The 16188-nt window shown below is 59.6% G+C and carries 7 protein-coding genes; 3 read left to right on the top strand and 4 right to left on the bottom strand.

The window, feature by feature from the left end:
• Positions 1–46 precede the first annotated feature (46 nt).
• Positions 47–2512 carry a CHAT domain-containing protein gene (locus KTR40_RS04945; RefSeq protein WP_228405468.1) on the top strand — a complete coding sequence of 822 codons (2466 nt, stop codon included), beginning with the start codon at positions 47–49 and terminating at the stop codon, positions 2510–2512.
• 218 nt (positions 2513–2730) lie between these two features.
• Here the strand turns inward: KTR40_RS04945 and KTR40_RS04940 are convergent, their stop codons facing one another.
• Entirely contained in the window at positions 2731–3333 is a 603-nt protein-coding gene (locus KTR40_RS04940) for a DUF6338 family protein (RefSeq protein ID WP_255708566.1), read from the bottom strand.
• Between the two features lie 737 nt (positions 3334–4070).
• Here KTR40_RS04940 and KTR40_RS04935 point away from each other — a divergent pair.
• Together KTR40_RS04935 and KTR40_RS04930 are read left to right on the top strand one after the other, a co-directional pair.
• Complete coding sequence (locus KTR40_RS04935; protein WP_228405467.1) at positions 4071–4412, top strand: PfkB family carbohydrate kinase; 342 nt, start codon at positions 4071–4073, stop codon at positions 4410–4412.
• Between the two features lie 103 nt (positions 4413–4515).
• Entirely contained in the window at positions 4516–4779 is a 264-nt protein-coding gene (locus KTR40_RS04930; protein WP_228405466.1) for a hypothetical protein, read from the top strand.
• 134 nt (positions 4780–4913) lie between these two features.
• Here KTR40_RS04930 and KTR40_RS04925 read toward each other — a convergent pair whose 3' ends face one another.
• The 3 genes from KTR40_RS04925 to KTR40_RS04915 are packed head-to-tail and all read right to left on the bottom strand — an operon-like array spanning position 4914 to position 16170.
• Positions 4914–10352: an ATP-binding protein gene (locus KTR40_RS04925; RefSeq protein WP_228405465.1), complete on the bottom strand. Its 5439-nt coding sequence runs from the start codon at positions 10350–10352 to the stop codon at positions 4914–4916.
• Positions 10349–11983: a hypothetical protein gene (locus KTR40_RS04920; protein ID WP_228405464.1), complete on the bottom strand. Its 1635-nt coding sequence runs from the start codon at positions 11981–11983 to the stop codon at positions 10349–10351. The genes KTR40_RS04925 and KTR40_RS04920 overlap by 4 nt, the downstream gene beginning before the upstream one ends.
• Positions 11974–16170 carry a serine/threonine protein kinase gene (locus tag KTR40_RS04915; RefSeq protein ID WP_228405463.1) on the bottom strand — a complete coding sequence of 1399 codons (4197 nt, stop codon included), beginning with the start codon at positions 16168–16170 and terminating at the stop codon, positions 11974–11976. The genes KTR40_RS04920 and KTR40_RS04915 overlap by 10 nt, the downstream gene beginning before the upstream one ends.
• Positions 16171–16188: the final 18 nt, after the last annotated feature.

Genomic DNA, 16188 nt, shown 5'->3' with positions numbered 1-16188 from the left:
ACGGCACCAATTGCGTAACCCCTAACTCCTTTCTTCGCGAGGACTATTGTCGTTCACTAACATCGAGCAACTAAGCGCCGCACGAACGCAGTGGCTTGTATGGGTCGCCAAAAAGCTATTCTCAACCCGCCTCGATGACGTGGAAACGTATAGTATCTCGGGACTGTCAGATTTCACCGCCGTCGAAAAAGCATTATCGGTGATCCACATAGGACTGAGTCATATCCACGGCGTCGATGACGGGGACATCCAAATCCGAGGCTACCTAGAGCCTGAACTTTGCACAAGCGTGATTTCACAATGGCGCGATTCAGGTTTCGACCCTCGTATCAGCAGCCTTTTAGAGTCTTCCTGGTTGACTTTGCTCCGCCTTGGTCGTGATCTTGAGCAGGCTAGAACCGAGCTCCTCTTAGAGTTCTATGCATCTCCGCTTGGTATATGGATGAGGAAGCAAACAACCGCCAATTTGGATCCAGAACACATAGACCACGGCGTGCTCACATACTTCAGTGAACACCCCGACGCTTTAGAAAACTCCTTGTCCTTGCCGCAGAATCTAGATTTTGGACTGGACTACGCCGAGAGCCATCTCAACGCAGTGCTTAGCCTCGCTCAGACCAATCCTGAAGCAGCCTATGCGATTTTTTCGCCTTTGGAGCTACTAGGTTGCTATCCCGACAACGATATAGACCTGTGGAAAGATGAAGCGCTTGCGCTTGCAAGTCAGTACCATCACGTTTATTTGAGCCAGCCCGGCGGGTGGCCGCGCCCCGGGCCTGGAGGTGTTCCGGACTGGGTTATCGACTCTGTGCGCAACAGAGGTGCACGCTTCAGTCATTCAACAAGTGGATTTGTGCCTGGATGGTTTATCACCGTCGAGTCAAACGAGGAGTTGAATGGAATCTATGAGGAGTCTTCGTCTCTCGCGTTTTTCCTAAGAGAGGAAAATGAGAATATTCTCACCATCGGCTTTGCTTTCCAACTCGGCGATCGGGGCGAGAAGGCCCACATTAGTTATAGATACGACATGTCAGACACCGTTAGCCTCTATTGGCTGCAGGCTTTACTTGCAATCGGCATTGTACGTATTGACGTCTATCGATTAAATCTCCTATTTGGTATTGAGTACTGCTTTGCTTTCGGAAGCCGCCTCCCTTTCGAGTTGATAAACAAGGCCAGAGCCGTAATTCAAGGATACCTCGAATCCAACCAGTCAACAGTCAAGGCCCTTGTTCCGAAAACTACATTGCACTATTTAGACGAAATGAGCTTGATCGAGAAGAACCTTTTTGAAAATTTGAAGTTCCTGCAACGAGAAAGAGCAGAAGCGCCAAACTCGCCCATCACAAGCGGCTATCTTAAGTTCCTTCGTGTGATGCACGAACTATCACTTGATGTCCGACACGGAGTTGCCCTCGGGTTGTCTACTCTGACTGAGGCCTATGAACTTCTGCGGGTCTCACTCACCCGACTTGAGCGAGGATCTTCTCGGGAGCTCGACCTGAGCAATCTAGGAGACGGGAGGGCTTATGTGCAGTTCTTCCAAATGAACGGATTTCTCAACGCCTTAGTTGCCTACGTGGACAACGACAGCCAGACTCATTGTTACCCCTTGGATTTCTCTGGTGACATTGATACAGATGTTCATTTCGATGATATCGCCCAATGCAGCAACTATTACCGTGACGGGCTGAGTTCCCTAAGCGGACTTGCGAGCAGCGGAATAGATAAACTCGTGATTAATCCCGGACCGGATGCATATAACATACCCCTGCACGATGCGATGTTGGCGATGGGTTTTTCGGAAGTAAGCTACACACACAGCCTCTCAAGCCTTTCGCCGAAGAGCGATAAAAAGGACAATCAAGATGTACTAGTCGCCGGCTACGCAGATAAGGGTGATAGATATCTTCCTAAAGTAGAGCTCGAGCTATCCATCGTGGCCAAACTCTACTCATCTAAACCTAGGGAAGTTATCTTGAACGCGCCGCTGCCCGCTATCGTCCACTTTGCGGGTCATGGGTACTCCGGCTCATCATCTTTTCAGGTAGGAATGGATTTGGGTCCACATCCCAATGACTATCTGTCGGCATCAGAAGTGCTCCTTGAGGCGGACTGCACCAGGACGACGGTAGTTTTTCTTTCTGCTTGTTCGACGGGTAGGGCAGATTATGGACCAAGCCAACTGGTCGATAACGTGCCCATGGACGTGGCTTTCATCGAAGCTGGCGCTCAGACGGTAGTCTCAACCTCTGCCCCCATTAACGACGTGATCGCTGGCCTGTTTGCATTCGTCTTTCATGCCGCACTGCGGAATGAGCAAAGCGTCTGGGAAGCCTTTCTAACAGCTAGGGCTGCGGTAAGCCAGGGCTGCTTCGACGAGTCCTGGCACGCATACGAAGAGGAACTACGAGTTGACTGGCCGCGTTGGCAGGAAGACTTAGGCCAAGCTATGAAGGTCGCGCCAGAAGACTGGCGGCTCTTTCGACTGTCTGGACGTCATTGGGCGTGAATAGTTGGGCACTAAGATACCCACCTGCCTGCTCACAGCAGTATCTCTGCACCGCTCTCCGTCTGCCGATAAATCTAATGGGCCTTTACGAAGTGAGACCCGCCGGCCACGAAAAGTCCCTTCGGGGACTTGCCGCAGGCAGGGCGAAAAATAGCCTCATACCTTGGCAGCGCGCGAACTCGCGCGAGACCATGATAACAAGCACCGGCTTAGAGATTTCAGGCTTTTCCTGCTGTCCCTTTCGTCGCCTCGCTCGCTGCAACGTGGACCACACTCAGATATTGAATTTCATCGGACGAGACCACTAAACGGTCAAGACTTGTAAGACTGCGGTTTTCCTTCTCAGTGACGTATATGGGCCGCGAAAGTACGATATCGCGATTTCCCTCACTGGCTTCTCCTATATCGAAGCTGTGGAGAACTCCTTCCACCAAGGGTCCCTCTTTCATGGCGATTCCCAGCCAGAGGGTAGCATCTTTTGCTACGCCGGTGAAAGCCTGTTCCCATGGCGAACCTGGCTTATAGGCATCGTGAAGTGACCGGTAAGCAAGCCTGGTGAGCCCCCAGGCCAGGCCGCACGCTCCGCCCAGAACAAGAGCAAATGTAGATATGACGTGCCGGGGGTGTGAAGCCATATAAGCGCCACCTAACCGAGCCAATTCATCCAAGCTTACGAAGCCGAAAGGGGCCAGAAGCTCGGCAAACAACGCCCACAGTAACAGCGCCGCTCCCGTGAGGCCGACCCCTACGGCGGAAACCTGCAGAAGCTCCCCTAAGCCACTGCGCGAAGCTCCGCGAAGATACTTTTCGCGTCGGATCAAAAATATCCAACCAGGAACTAGGGCAAGCAGTGCAAGAGAAGCCCACAGGCTACCTGGCAACAACCCTAGTTCTTTGGCTTAGTGGTTTGATTTGCCACTTGCTCTGCAGGCTTAAGTGCCGCAGAGGGCGGAACAAAGCCCTCCGGCAACAAACTCACTGGCATGACATGCGTGCCCCTACTTGCAGATGCGGTGAGAGTCTCACTTACTTGCGTCAGCGGAAGTTGCGAGGAAGCATCTTTATTTTCGGTCACAGGACATGGTAGCGCAAGGGAAGGTAGTGACGAGGATATTCATCGGTATATCAAGTGCTTGGCTCTTGTTCAGCTAGGGCGTTGAGCAGCGAATGGTGGCTCCATTCCAACGACTCGTGGACTATCGGATGAACGGGCCAAACTTGCGTCGTCAAGGGACGGAGGCGTACTCAGTGAGCAAGAGATCAACATATTGAAGCGGGCGTCATCGAATGAGAACGGGCGCCGGAGCCCTCCTGTCAACAAGGCGATTAGGGAACAGCCCTAGATCGCTGCCAAGGCAGAAGAGTGGAGGCCGTTCTCAGGGGCCGTAGACAACAGTGCCGGGAACGGAGCGGCCACACCTAAGCCCGTCCGAACTCGCTTCCCGCCACCATGAGGATGCCTCGTTTCAGCCAGCCGCGGAAGGCGAAAGTTGTCCAAGTACTGTGCCGATCCTGGGACACCCACCGGCGGGAGAACAGTAGGATTCCCTGCGGCCTGGTGTTCGTCAACGAGAACGAGTATGCCCTGATTAGGGCACTGGCGTCAGCCAAACGGGTGGTCGTGACGTACGGCGGGGACGGCTCGGCGATGTCCAAGTACGGTCGGCAGGTGGCCAAGGCACCCTCCGTAGAGGTGGCAGAGGCGAACACCGTGGGTGCCGGCGACGCGTTCGGCGCCGCCCTGGACCTGGCACTGCGGAGCGGGCTGGACTATACCCGGGCATTGCCGTGGCGAAGGCCGTGGGCACCGATGCTGTGGGCGATCCGTCCTCTCACCCGGATCTGGCTCAGCTGGCCATTATGTGGAGCGGACCGCTGCTGCTCGGACGCTTCATCATGACTGTTATCTTCCGGCGGGCAGTGCCGGCGAACTTCCCTAAGCCCGGCGCTTTACCCGCGACGCCTACCTCCGGGCAGGCTACTTCGCCGCCGACCATCCATACGTGAGCGTCCGGGATGACGTGGAGCACGGCGCGGAGCACGCACAGGTCTGGGCGGCGGAGACCACCGGAGCAGTGATGGCGGCGGTGACGCTGACGTTCGCATTACGAGTGCAAACCTTCATGGAAATGGTTCACCGGCTTTATCAGTCGCTGGGCTTCCGCCGCACGCCGGAACGGGACTGGTACGTGCCTGGCGAGGACATCCCGCTGTGGGTGTTCACCCTACAACTCGTGGAGGCCAGGGCCCTCCCCACAGCCAGGTAATTTGCCTTGCCGTTGGTAACGGAGGTAGGGCACAAGATGCGTACGGGGAAACCACTATTCGGGCACCTACGTCACCCCTGCGCTGGATATGTCCTTCTCCTCAGCAAGGATCAAGTTGGTCACAACTGCAATCACTACTGTGAGGCCGTCTTGGTACCGCCGCCGTGCCGCGTCACCCTTGGACGCAAAGTAACCCTCACCGCATTACGGGTAAAGGCGAGGTCCACGGCCTTACCTGCCCAGACATACGCTTCCCCTGGCTGGAGGTGGGCTAGGCTTTCGGGTCGAAGGCTGTTGAGTGCTGCATTGGCCTTCTGGATGTGCTTGAGCCACGCCGGTGACGTCATCTTGTGAAGCACGACCACGTCCGAAAGCTCGATGAGCGATACGGGCACAGAAGGCGGGTCTTGGCTGGCAACCAGGATACTCATACCCTTATGGCGCATCTCGCGAACGGACTCCACGAGCACATCGACCAGCTCGGGGCTATCAATGTATTTATGCGCCTCGTCAAACACCACTAGTTTATTGAAGTGCTTGCCGTCAGCCTTGGCCTCCGAGAAGAGCTGCATGAGGACGACGAAGAGGCCAAGACTTTCATCTTTCTCTATAAATTCATCACGGAGATCCACGACGATCAGCCGTCCTGGTCGCAAATAGTCTGAAATCCGCACGGAGTCGTCGATATAATCTGCTGCAAGGTCCAGCCGCTGCCGGGCAAGGTCTTTAAGGTTATCCGCCATATTGGAGGACTCAACACCCTGCCTCACGGTCGTCAAGCTCAGGGTGTTGCGGTTGGCCTTGAGTACCTGCATGAGCTGACGAATGTACATCGCCTGATTGCCCACAGCACCCAGCAGAAAGCGCCAGTGCGAGGCTTGCAGTTCAGAGGATGCGAACAAAAGCGGCTGAACGTCCAGATCCGGGAACTCCTCACGACGATCCTCGAGCTGGTCCCGCGGGACCAGTACCAGCACGTCCTCCAGTGCAGCGGGCTCAGCGCCGTAACGATCACGAAGTAACGCGATCTGGCCTTCGACATCGTTCGCGTACTTCATCGAGGTAAACTCGGGCGCGTAATCCTGTGTTCGGCTGTAGTGGAAAACGACAGAAGCCAGTGGGTGCGGCAGTTCATTCACACCGGGAGCAGGCAGGATTGCAGCTTCGATAAGGGATCCGAGAGTATAACTCTTGCCCCCGCCTTGAACACCGAAAAGGCTGATGGTGTGGGTCTCATCTAGATCGATGCCTGTCTTTCGGCCGCCCGCTGCCTCACCAAGCATTGCCCATTGCGGAGTCTTATCCGTAACGCCCAGCAGCACCGGCGGGTTGACGGGCGACGAGGAAGCAGCCAACAGGTTTTCGAGAGCAGAAAGGCCCTCACGATCGACAGGGACATGTGTCGAGCCTTCGACTGCCTCACCGGACAGGCCACTGGGTGGCGGTGAGTAAACGTCCCCGGGAACGGCAGGGGCAGCTGCTTTTGGATCTAACTCACCAGGAGACGCAACCACTGTAGAGTCCCAGACGGATTCAGCTTCCTGCGGCTCGTCTTCGAGTACATCCAGCGTTGGGGCACGGAAGGCAGCGTCTTCACGAAGAGAACGCGTAAGATCCGGGAGCACAACAGAGTAGGGTTCGGTAACGTCGCGGGGCAGGTCGAGCTCGGTCGGCACGGCGGAGAGGAGCTCGTCGATCTCGCTCCGCCCAATGTGGTGGAACTCCACACCGTCGACGATCACCGGAGCACTACTCTCCCCTGACAGCTCGAATATGAGGCCGATCCGGTCAAAGCGTAGTCTAAATCCGTCGTCAAGTGTCTCAAGTAATCGACGAGCATGCGTGCTCACGGAACGCCGAACCATCTTGTATCGCTCGGAGCGCTCGAGGTAGAACCGCAACAGCGCAGCGAGCTCAACGTTTTTCACCGCTCGGTCGACTCGATCGGGGTCGGCAGCGTTTGGGTCGAATTGGCTAGCCAGGACGCTCTGTGAGGTCTCAACCTGTTCGATAATTGATCGCTGCAACCCCTCGTGGTCGGTGACGTTGCGGATCCTTGAATAGGCTTTGACCTCGACCAGACGGCAGGTGATGGTTCTCGCAACGGCGTCGAAGGAGAATAGCGCTAAGTCCGTGCGTCGTAGCGATTTCTCTGCCCCCGTTCGACGTCGGGTCTCCGCGTAAAGGTCTTGGTGGGCATCGAGGGGAATAACAATTTGGTCACCCAGGGCCTGCTGGCCGTCGAGGTAGAGCCTCGCGAGAGCAAGTCCCAGCACCTCGGCTCGCTGGTTGCGGGCAGCTGAGGAGAGCTTGAAGGCGAGACTGCCCGATAGCAGCCGAAGTTGCTCGAAGAAAGTCTGCAGGTGCCGGTCGTCGACGGCGATACCATGATCGACAATAACAGGTGCCAATAGACCACGAAGTTCCTCGACTTTGCGCGAGCTGACCAAAACCTGGCGGCCGAGACCGACGCTGCCGGCGACGTAATCAATAACAAAGTCGTTGCGGCCTCCGCCCTGCGCCGTGCGGTCGAAGTACTCCAATCCGAGCGTCCGGTCTATGATGACCACCCAGTCACTGACGTCGTGAGCCTGATGCAACAGGGACCGCTGTTGACCGTCGAGGTTGAGGGTGGCAGTGGGCACGTGCCCGGTCCCAGTGCCATCAGTGGCGACGCTGGCTGCGGCACGGGCGAGCGTGTGCGGCAGGTCAGCGAGCAGGTCGCTCAGAGCGCTTTCCGTGGCAGCGGGTCGGGCGAAAACCGGGCTCTTTCGCCAGGTGACGCTGGCCCCGTCATCTCCAACGTCGAAGGCTGTGAACGCTTGCTGGATCAGCCCGTATGCAGGGGCGTGAGCTATGTGCTGGACCGGTCCGGTCTCGTGTTCCTCGCCCGAGAAGGCATCCACAAAGATCGTAAGGTGAGCTTCGAACTCGGTCGGGCACTGTTCGAACTCGTCTATAGAGCGGATAGAGTAGGCCAGCTTGGGCACGTTGCTATCGTGGCGGGAGCCAAATGCGTCGGCCTCTTCCCTATTGAACCGGCTATCTGAGCGGGTAAGGTCGGCGACGGCCTCGCCGATCCCGGGCATGGCGGTGTTAGGCGTGCATAGTCGTAGATCGTAGGTCAGTTCCTTGGTTGTCAAACGCCGTTGGAGCTCCAAGAGCATCTCGACGATAAGTCCCGCCTCGCCTGGGTTGATCACGTTGACAACCAGGGTACGAATGTAGGCATGCTGCCGGACGTACCGTTCCACTCTGTCGGCCAGAACTACGGCGGCCTGGACGCGGCCAGGGGCTCGCAGCGTGTCCGGTATACCGAGCGCGTTGGACAGTTTGCCGAGGAGTCCGATCGCGTCGTCGGTCCGTGAATGAACCATTGCTGTCCAGAAGGGCGTCAGGTTGCCGACCGCGGCAAGCAGGTGGTGGTTGTCCTGTCGCGGCACGGCGAAGGGGAAGCCAAGGGAATCAAGCTTGTGGAAGTAACTGGCCGCCGCATCGGCGGCGGCCTCCTTGTTGTGGCCGCCAAGCTCCCCGCGCCAAGCTGCACCTAGAGCGCTCCACCCACAGAACCACAGCAACCGCAACGGGTGCGTCGGCCCGACCAGCAGGACCTGGTGGAAGTCACCGAGCGCGTCGACATAGCGCGTTGCGACGGCATCGATCTGCTGCAGACCGCCAAGCGCCCGCAGCGCCGCTCCCCGCTCATTCCGCGTGACCTCAGCTGCATGGGCAGTCTGAGCTGAGACCATCCTCTGATAGCTGGCCGCATAAGCAACGATTTCAGCCGAGAGTGGCATGAGGTTGGTTGTCTCGACGACACCGATGGGCTCGTCGTCATACGGCGCGCTGGCGTCCGCAATCGCCTGGAACAGGGTGTCGCGGACGTCAATGAATTCGGCGAAAGCTTGTTCTGCCACCGGCCCGAGAGAATCGACCCATGGGGTCTCGTCGCGAACCGGAGCCGAGGGCGATCCCTCCTGGCCAAGGGCAAGCTGCCACATGCCGAGCTCCCGCGGGCTGATTAGCGTGTCGCGTTCAATTTGGGTCAGCAGTCGTGAGAGCCTGATCTCGACCCCGCCGCCACCGGCTACGTGTATGTTGGCGCTGGCAAAAGCCGAGTTGCGTGATCCGTTGACCCACGAGACGTCCCCAGGAGTGAGGTCCCTGTCAGGGCGTCCGTCCGCCAGGCGGCCGAAGCCGAGCCTCTGGATGGCGTGCGTCAGACTTTCGTACCGTTGGGCTCGGGTCTCGGGAGGATCCTCGCTCTCATCGGCGTTGACGACGTAAAAGAGCTCACTCATGCCCGACGTGGGAGCGGTGATGATACGGCGGTCCATCTCCGCAATTGGTGTGACAATAAGGCGGTGCCAGCCCTCGTCAAGCTGGGCCTTGCGCAGGTTACGGATGGTTCCCTTATAGCTGCTTTTAGGACGCGCCCCCGTCGCTACGTTAACGGCTTTGCCTGTCGGTTCACCGTCCTCCGAGACCAACTCGACGCGGAGCTTGAGCAAGCCGTCGGCAGTGGTCAACACCGGGTCGATGGTAAAAGTCGCGGCGATGTCTTTCGCGCCGGTTGGACCGGCAACTAGATACGGCTGTCCAGCTAGAGTCTCCAAAACCGGGTACGTCCTGAGGTGCTCGGGATCGTCACCGACAAACGAGAGACCGATGACGTGGACCTCGATTTTGAGTTGCAGTTCGCGTTCGCTGGGCGCAGGCCAGTTGTCGAAAGTCAAGATGCGGTTGTCGCGATCGGTGATGATCCGACGCGTCCAAACAACGCGGTCCTCGAGGCCGATCTTACCGACGAAGCGGGCAAGGCGAGAGGTGAAGTCGGGGTCGGACAGTCCGAGGGAGAGTACCCGTTGCCGCTCGTCGAGCTCGCTGCGGCTGAGGTCGTCGACGTGGACACGGTTACGACCAACTCGTTCCGGTACATCTGCGACTTTCGTGAAAAGCGCCAGGTCGGGCACCAGGCCGAAGCAGTAAATCGCCGCCCCGGCCGCGTCGGGCTCGTAGTCATTGGCGGCGAGGGTAAGCAGGTAACGCACCCAAGCCTGGTCGCTGGAGCGATTATCCTTCTTGCTTGCGAGGACCTGCTCCAGGCGGCTGATCCCATCCCGGAGCGAAGCCGGCACCCGGCTGATCAGCTCCTTACGAAGGATAGCGTAGGCATTGCCGACCTCGATCTCCTCGAAGGTAGCTACCCCGAAAGAGTCCTCCGCGCTGGCGCGCAATCCCGGGGGCACGAAGACAAGCAGCGGTCCGGAGGTCTCGTCGATCGGTCGGTTGCGAAGTTCCACGAGTTGGGTGCTTGTCACCAGGGTATCGTCCCCCATGGCGACCTTCTCGTCGGAGGCCAGCAGGCACACCACAGTGCCTGGCACAGTAGCAGTACGGAGCCGGTGTACAAGGCGGGCGCTCAGCCCGCCGTCGAGTTCGGTAACACGCATGCAGTGGCCGGCCTGCCGGCTTGAGAGTATCCCGAGCAGGTGGGGAACGAGCACGTCCTCCAGAGCGCTGCGGACATCAACGATGGTGGGCTCAACGAGCCCGGAGGCTGTAGCCGTCAACGCGGACTCCTCTCCTGGTGAGCTCCAATGGTGAAGCGGGGGGTGACGGTCTGGGTCAGGTAGGCGTCGGAAATATCCCGGTAATAGCCGATCTCGCGGAGCCGGTCAACGAAGGCGGCAGTGTTAGCTCGTAGCGCAGCCTGATCAGGCACGTCCGGGCCATGGAACCCGTCCTCCGTAGGGAGGGTATCGATGTATAGCCCATATCGGGTCCGCAGTGTTTCGAGGATCTCATCCACCCTCATCGGTCGAGTTCGCATCCGTCCTGATTCGTCGGGCTGTACCAGGCACACCTGCAACAGGACCTCCAACAGTCGTGAATCAAGCACGAAGCGACGTGCACCGGACTTGCCCCGGGGCTGGGTCAACAGCTCCCCGGGGCGGCCCTTAAGGAACATTGAATCCAGGCACTCGACCAGATACTTCCGTTGAAAGGCACCACGGTAGTGCATGATCAGTTCGAGATACGTGTCTAGGCGGCTCAAGTCGAGGTCCATGATGGTCTGCAGCTCGGGAGCAAGCGGCTCCTCCTCGTCGTCGAGTATCCTACGCACTCGCATGTCAAAGAAGACTTCGCGGTCGGCCTCGTACTTCGTATCTAACAAAGCGATCGTTTCGGAGGCCGGCAGGTCCTCCCTGCCGGGGCTCGCGAACTTGCCCTGCCGGTGCATATCCTTAGCGAAGTCGGCCAGCTTTAGCACTGCGAATGTGCCGCGGACAAACTGCGGTAGCCGGCCATACCAGGTCGAGGCGCTCTTGGCCGCGTACTCCGCTGGCAGCCCAGGCTCCGAGCCTGCGACGTCCACGAAGAGATGCGGCTGGAAGCGACACTGCTCACCGCGCTTGTGACCGCTGGTGCAGGCGTGGTCAACAGCACCACTACGTATGGCAGCCGGAACGAGCTTAAGCATTCGCAGGTGGTAAAGAGCCAGGTGGAACGAGAATAGAATCTTGAGGTGCTCCACGAGAACGGTCCGCGGCATGAACTCCCGGTGCAGCAGCAGTCGCAGCACGTCCTCACCGAGCAGCTCGCCCGACTGGCGACACAGTTGCTTTTGCTCACGACGGGCTGAACTGTCCGGGCGATCCTGTGCTTTGCCCTGGACAGCCTCGACCATACTGAGCAATGCCTGCGACTCCACGTCAATGTCCGGGCCGGGCGCCGCCTCGCCGGTGACAGGGTCTACTTCAGAGAAAAAGAACTCCCGCAAGCCGTTTAGGGCGAGGTCGTTGACCGAGAGTAACTCGTAGAGCTGCTCGTCTGCACCGTAGGGACGTGAGCGGGCGGAGTTTCGCAGCCGGTAGGCGAAGCCATGGAGCGGACGCGGCCCGGCCACCGCCTCGGTTGTCCGGCCGCGGTTAACCATATCGAGCAGGTGGGTCTCAACCCAACGGCGGCTGACGTCCTCATTATCAGCGAACCCGTTAAAGCGGCCGAACTTGTCGTCTACCAGCAGCTCCAGGTAGGCGTCGACATCCAGGTCGGTTGCGCGTCGGACCCGGCTGCTGACGCCACCGTGCCACAGCCTCGCAAGGAACGCCGTGAGGACACGGTCCATGGTAAGCGTCTTGTAATCGATACGGCTGATCGCGTCGCATCGAAAGGCGCGGTCCTTACCGTCTAGCGCCATTCCGCCTCCTGGGTCTCGGGCACGGTCTTCTCTTGGGTGATCAGGTGGAGCACGCCGCCGTCGTCGCGCCGCACGGTGTGCACCGCCGATCCGTCAACGGTCAGCAGCACCGCCTGGTAGGGCACGACGGCAAGCTGGTTTTTGAAGACCGTCAGGGCAAGCGCATAGCCCTGATCATCGTCAATGCTGGCCTGATAGCCGCGGCTAAACCGTTCGATCAGCTCGAAGAGATCCAGCCCGATGCGCAGCTCGGCCGATGGGATCCCTGCATGGTCTGGATCAGTGTAGGTCAGCCGAAGCGCCGTCGGTCGTGTCTCGAGGTACGGGTGGGTGTCGGTGCCGATCCGTCCGGCTTGGAACCCCTTACCCGGAAACCGGCGCAGGCTGCGAATAGTGCCGCGTACGACATTGCGGACCCCGATGACGAGCCCATCGGCTGAAAGTTCCGTCGAGACGACACCCTCGCTCCGGTTTAGTGCTCTGAGGAAAAGTTCGGTCGGCACTGGCCGCTTTCCGTCGAGCAGTTCGCGGAAGGCCTGCACGGAGGCGTAGGGCAGCATTTTGATTGCCTCACCGGGGTCACGCATTTCAAAGTACGACAACCGGCGGGCTGCCGACACGAATCTGACGACGTCATCAGGGCTGCTGTCGGCGCCACTAACTTCGGCGTGCAGTTCACGGAGCAGGTCTCGCTCTGGAGTGACCCTGTCGTCGGGACTTACCAGGTAGTGCTCCAGTAGGCCTTCGTTGGCCAGCCGTCTGTCGAGCACCGGTTGAGGGGGTCGGGCGACATCGACGTGACGAAGCTGAATGAGTAACCTGTCGCGCTCGGTCGCAGCATCACCCCCTCGGTATGCGTTGAAGTAGTGACTGGCCAGGATCGGGCTGGACTGCTGTGCCTCGTAGAGCTCATGTATCTCGGTACAGTCGCGCCCTGAGGTCAGGGTGTAGGCGAGAGCAGAGCGGAGGTCGCGTAGGGTGATGTGCAGTCGGCCACGGAGCTGGGCGACCTCGTAAACCCGCCGCATGCGCTCCTTGACCTGCGGCCCCACGACGGGATGGGCTATGGTGGCCGCGTTCTGCCGAGCGTAGCAACCCTCGACGAGGGCACAGCCATCACAGTCGGCCCAAAATTCCGGGCGGACCATCGAGTCGAGCATCCGTTCGAGGATTGAGTCGCTGAGACCTCCACCCGTAAGCGTGTCGACTGAGCGCACAGTTACATCGCGGAGGTTGAGGTTAACCACCGCCACTGGCCCCGGATTGTCGTCCTCACCACGAAGCCCCACCTCGACGATGTGGGTGAGAGCTGCGAACTGCTCGGCGTGATGGCTGAGGAAATCGACCAAGCGGCCCTCGTTGACCGCGATTAGCCGCGTCTCCCCGATCAGCTCACCAACCTGATCAGCGCCAGCGAAGGGAGCGAAGAACGCTGAAAGAACCTCGTCGCTTACGACCCCGTCCTCGTCTTGACTGCCATCGTAGTTGGTGTGGAAGCGGCGTCCGTCAAGCTCAAAGTCGGCCCCGTTGGCCCGCACCGAGGTGAAGGTAGCACCCCGCTCACGCGCCGTCGCGGCGAGACTTTCAAGAAATGCGGTCTTGCCGTCACCGGCGTTACCAGTGACGACCACCAATGAGTGCCTACCTTCGAGGACTTCCGGCATCAGAGCTAAATCTAACCCGGTGGGCACATATACGCGTCCTTTGGCAGCATCTATTCCGCGAGTACCGCGATTACTGCGTTTACTCTGGCTATAAAGCGTCTGAAGGTAAGCGACGAACGGGTTGCGCTCTGACGAGGCTTCGACGTCATCAGTCGCCAGGGCTGGAGCGGGCTTCATTGGCTCCGCGATTTTCGCCTTCGTTTGCTCGATCGCGGCCATCAGCGAGGTAAGGAACTCCTGGGCGCTAGTGAACCGACTACCACGTTCAGGAGCGATAGCCTTGAGGATCGTCTCGACCAATTTAGGCGGTACCCCGGAAATGTTGAAGCGCCCGCGCGGATCGGCGGGCGCCAACGCCGGCCGCGGCGTGTTGGCACCGGCCCACGGGTAGGCATTGGTGAGCGCCTCGTACAGCGTGATCCCGAGCGCGTACAGGTCTCGGTCGATGTAGCCTGACGCACCGGCAGGCAGTTGGTCGAGGTCGGGCGGGGTGTAGCGAGGGGTGCTGGCGGTGTGGCCCTGAGTTGTCTCGGGCGTCTTGGCGATGCCGAAGTCGAGGATCTTCACCCCGTCCTCGGTCCACAGCAGGTTGCCGGGCTTGATGTCACAGTGCCAGACATCCAGGCTGTGCAGGTAGTTCAGCCCCTCGGCTACGTCCGAGCCGATTCGCAAGACGTCACTCGGCGTGAGCGTACCGCCTCGGATGACTTCACCCAGGTCCTCCCCGGTGACGAACTCGAACACGAGGAAGGGATACGAGTACGGCTGTGGCAGGACGTCGACGTCGAGCATTCGAACCACGTTCGGATGCGCCTCCGCATCCTGGAGCCGAGATAACACCATGCCCTCACGTCGGGCCCGCTCCCGGGTGCCCTCTTCGTCGCGCAGGATCAACTTGATCACTCGGTCGACGTTTCGCATGGTGTCGAAGACCTTGTAGGCCACGCCGCTCGCTCCAGGCTTACCGAGTCGCTGCTGCACGATGTACTTCGTGCCAAGCGCGAAGTCCCGCGGCAGGTTCCGCCAGTCCAGCAGTTCGCGGTGCTTGCCGTCGTCACCGGCCTCCGACGCCGCAGGGGGCGTCGATGATTCCTCCCCGCTTCCTGCGACGACCCGGCGCTTGGGCCGGTTAACCTCGCCGATGGCGAGGTCGAAGCGGCGGATCGCCTCACGCGCATCCGGCCTGTCCTCGGGTTTGGCCGCGCATAGCAGGGAGAACCAGTGACGCAGCGGAGCGGGCACGTCGGCCTGCTCCAAGTCCTTCTCCGGAAGCACACCTGCGGCTTTGACCTGCGCAGTGACTGACCCGAAGGGCAAGTGGCCAGTGAGCATCTCGAACCCGATGACGCCGAGGGCATAGATGTCGGCCTTATCTGTCATCTTGGTCGGGTTCTCGAGTGCCTCGGGAGCGAGATAGGCATTGTCCGCGGCCGCGTGGGCATCTACTGCTACCGTGTGGGCGCGCATCTGTGCGGTCTTGGCGTAGTCGAAGCCGGTGATCATCGCCCTGCCGTCTTGGGTGAGCAAGATCGTCGCCGGGCTGAGTGCCCGGTGCACGATCTTGCGGGATTGGGCGTGCGACAGCCCGGCAAGCACCTGCCGCAGGATCAACAGCTTCCGATCCCGGGTCAGTGGCTCGACCGGATTATCTCCCAAGTGCAACCGCAAGGCATGACCGGGGATGTCGTCGTAGACCGTGACGAACCCACGGTCCTCATGGTCGGGAAAAAAGTCCTTCACTCCGACGATCGCCGGATGCGGCGGCAGCTTGCCGAGCGCCTCATAGGCGATCCCGATCTGTTTCTGCTTCTTCTCGCGTTCCCATGATGGGGCGTACAAGTCGGCCTGCCGCACCACGAGCCGCACCGTGCCCGAGCCCTGAACGGCGTTGGCGTTCTTCGCACGGTACTCCCCCACCACGTCGATGCCGTCGGCGTGGATGGTCTCGCTCAGCGTGTCCAGCACCAGCCAATTTCCAAAATGCAGCGGTCCGGTCGGCACCTGACCTATCCGCTTGATCTCCTCCACAATCTTCTCGTGATGACGTTCGATGTCCGCGTCGACCGAGAACGAACCGCTGGGCACCCGGGAGTCGTCGGACAACAGCGTTACCAAGTGCGGCAGGTTGACCGTCGAAGCGGCGTCCCGCTGCGGCGTATTTCGGTCGACCAGCCGAGCATCGGGCGCCGGGAGCACAACAACTGCATCGACGTAGACCCGAGAGAGCTGCGGATGTGCGTCTTCGAGGAGGCTCTTCAGCCGCTTAGCGTTCTCTCTCAGCTTTGGCAACGGCGTATGGAAGGGAGACCGTCCCGCTGGCATCCATCGCGAACCCTGCACGTCGATCCGGCCGAAGGTGCCCTTCACATCGATAACGTAAACCATGTGTCGGGTCACGACTACCAGATCAACTTCAAAAAGCCGGCCTCGGGAGTCGGGAATCTCCAGCGAATGCAGGACCGTCCACTCATCCGGCCCGTGGTCACGCAGGTGAGCGATGACCGCCCGTTCCGCATCGTTCACGGGCGGTCCAATCGGAAC

Source organism: Pseudarthrobacter sp. L1SW (genome assembly GCF_020809045.1).
Lineage (GTDB): Bacteria > Actinomycetota > Actinomycetes > Actinomycetales > Micrococcaceae > Arthrobacter.
The sequence above is the reverse complement of the archived record's forward strand: the minus strand, read 5'-3'. Positions and strand labels throughout refer to the sequence as shown.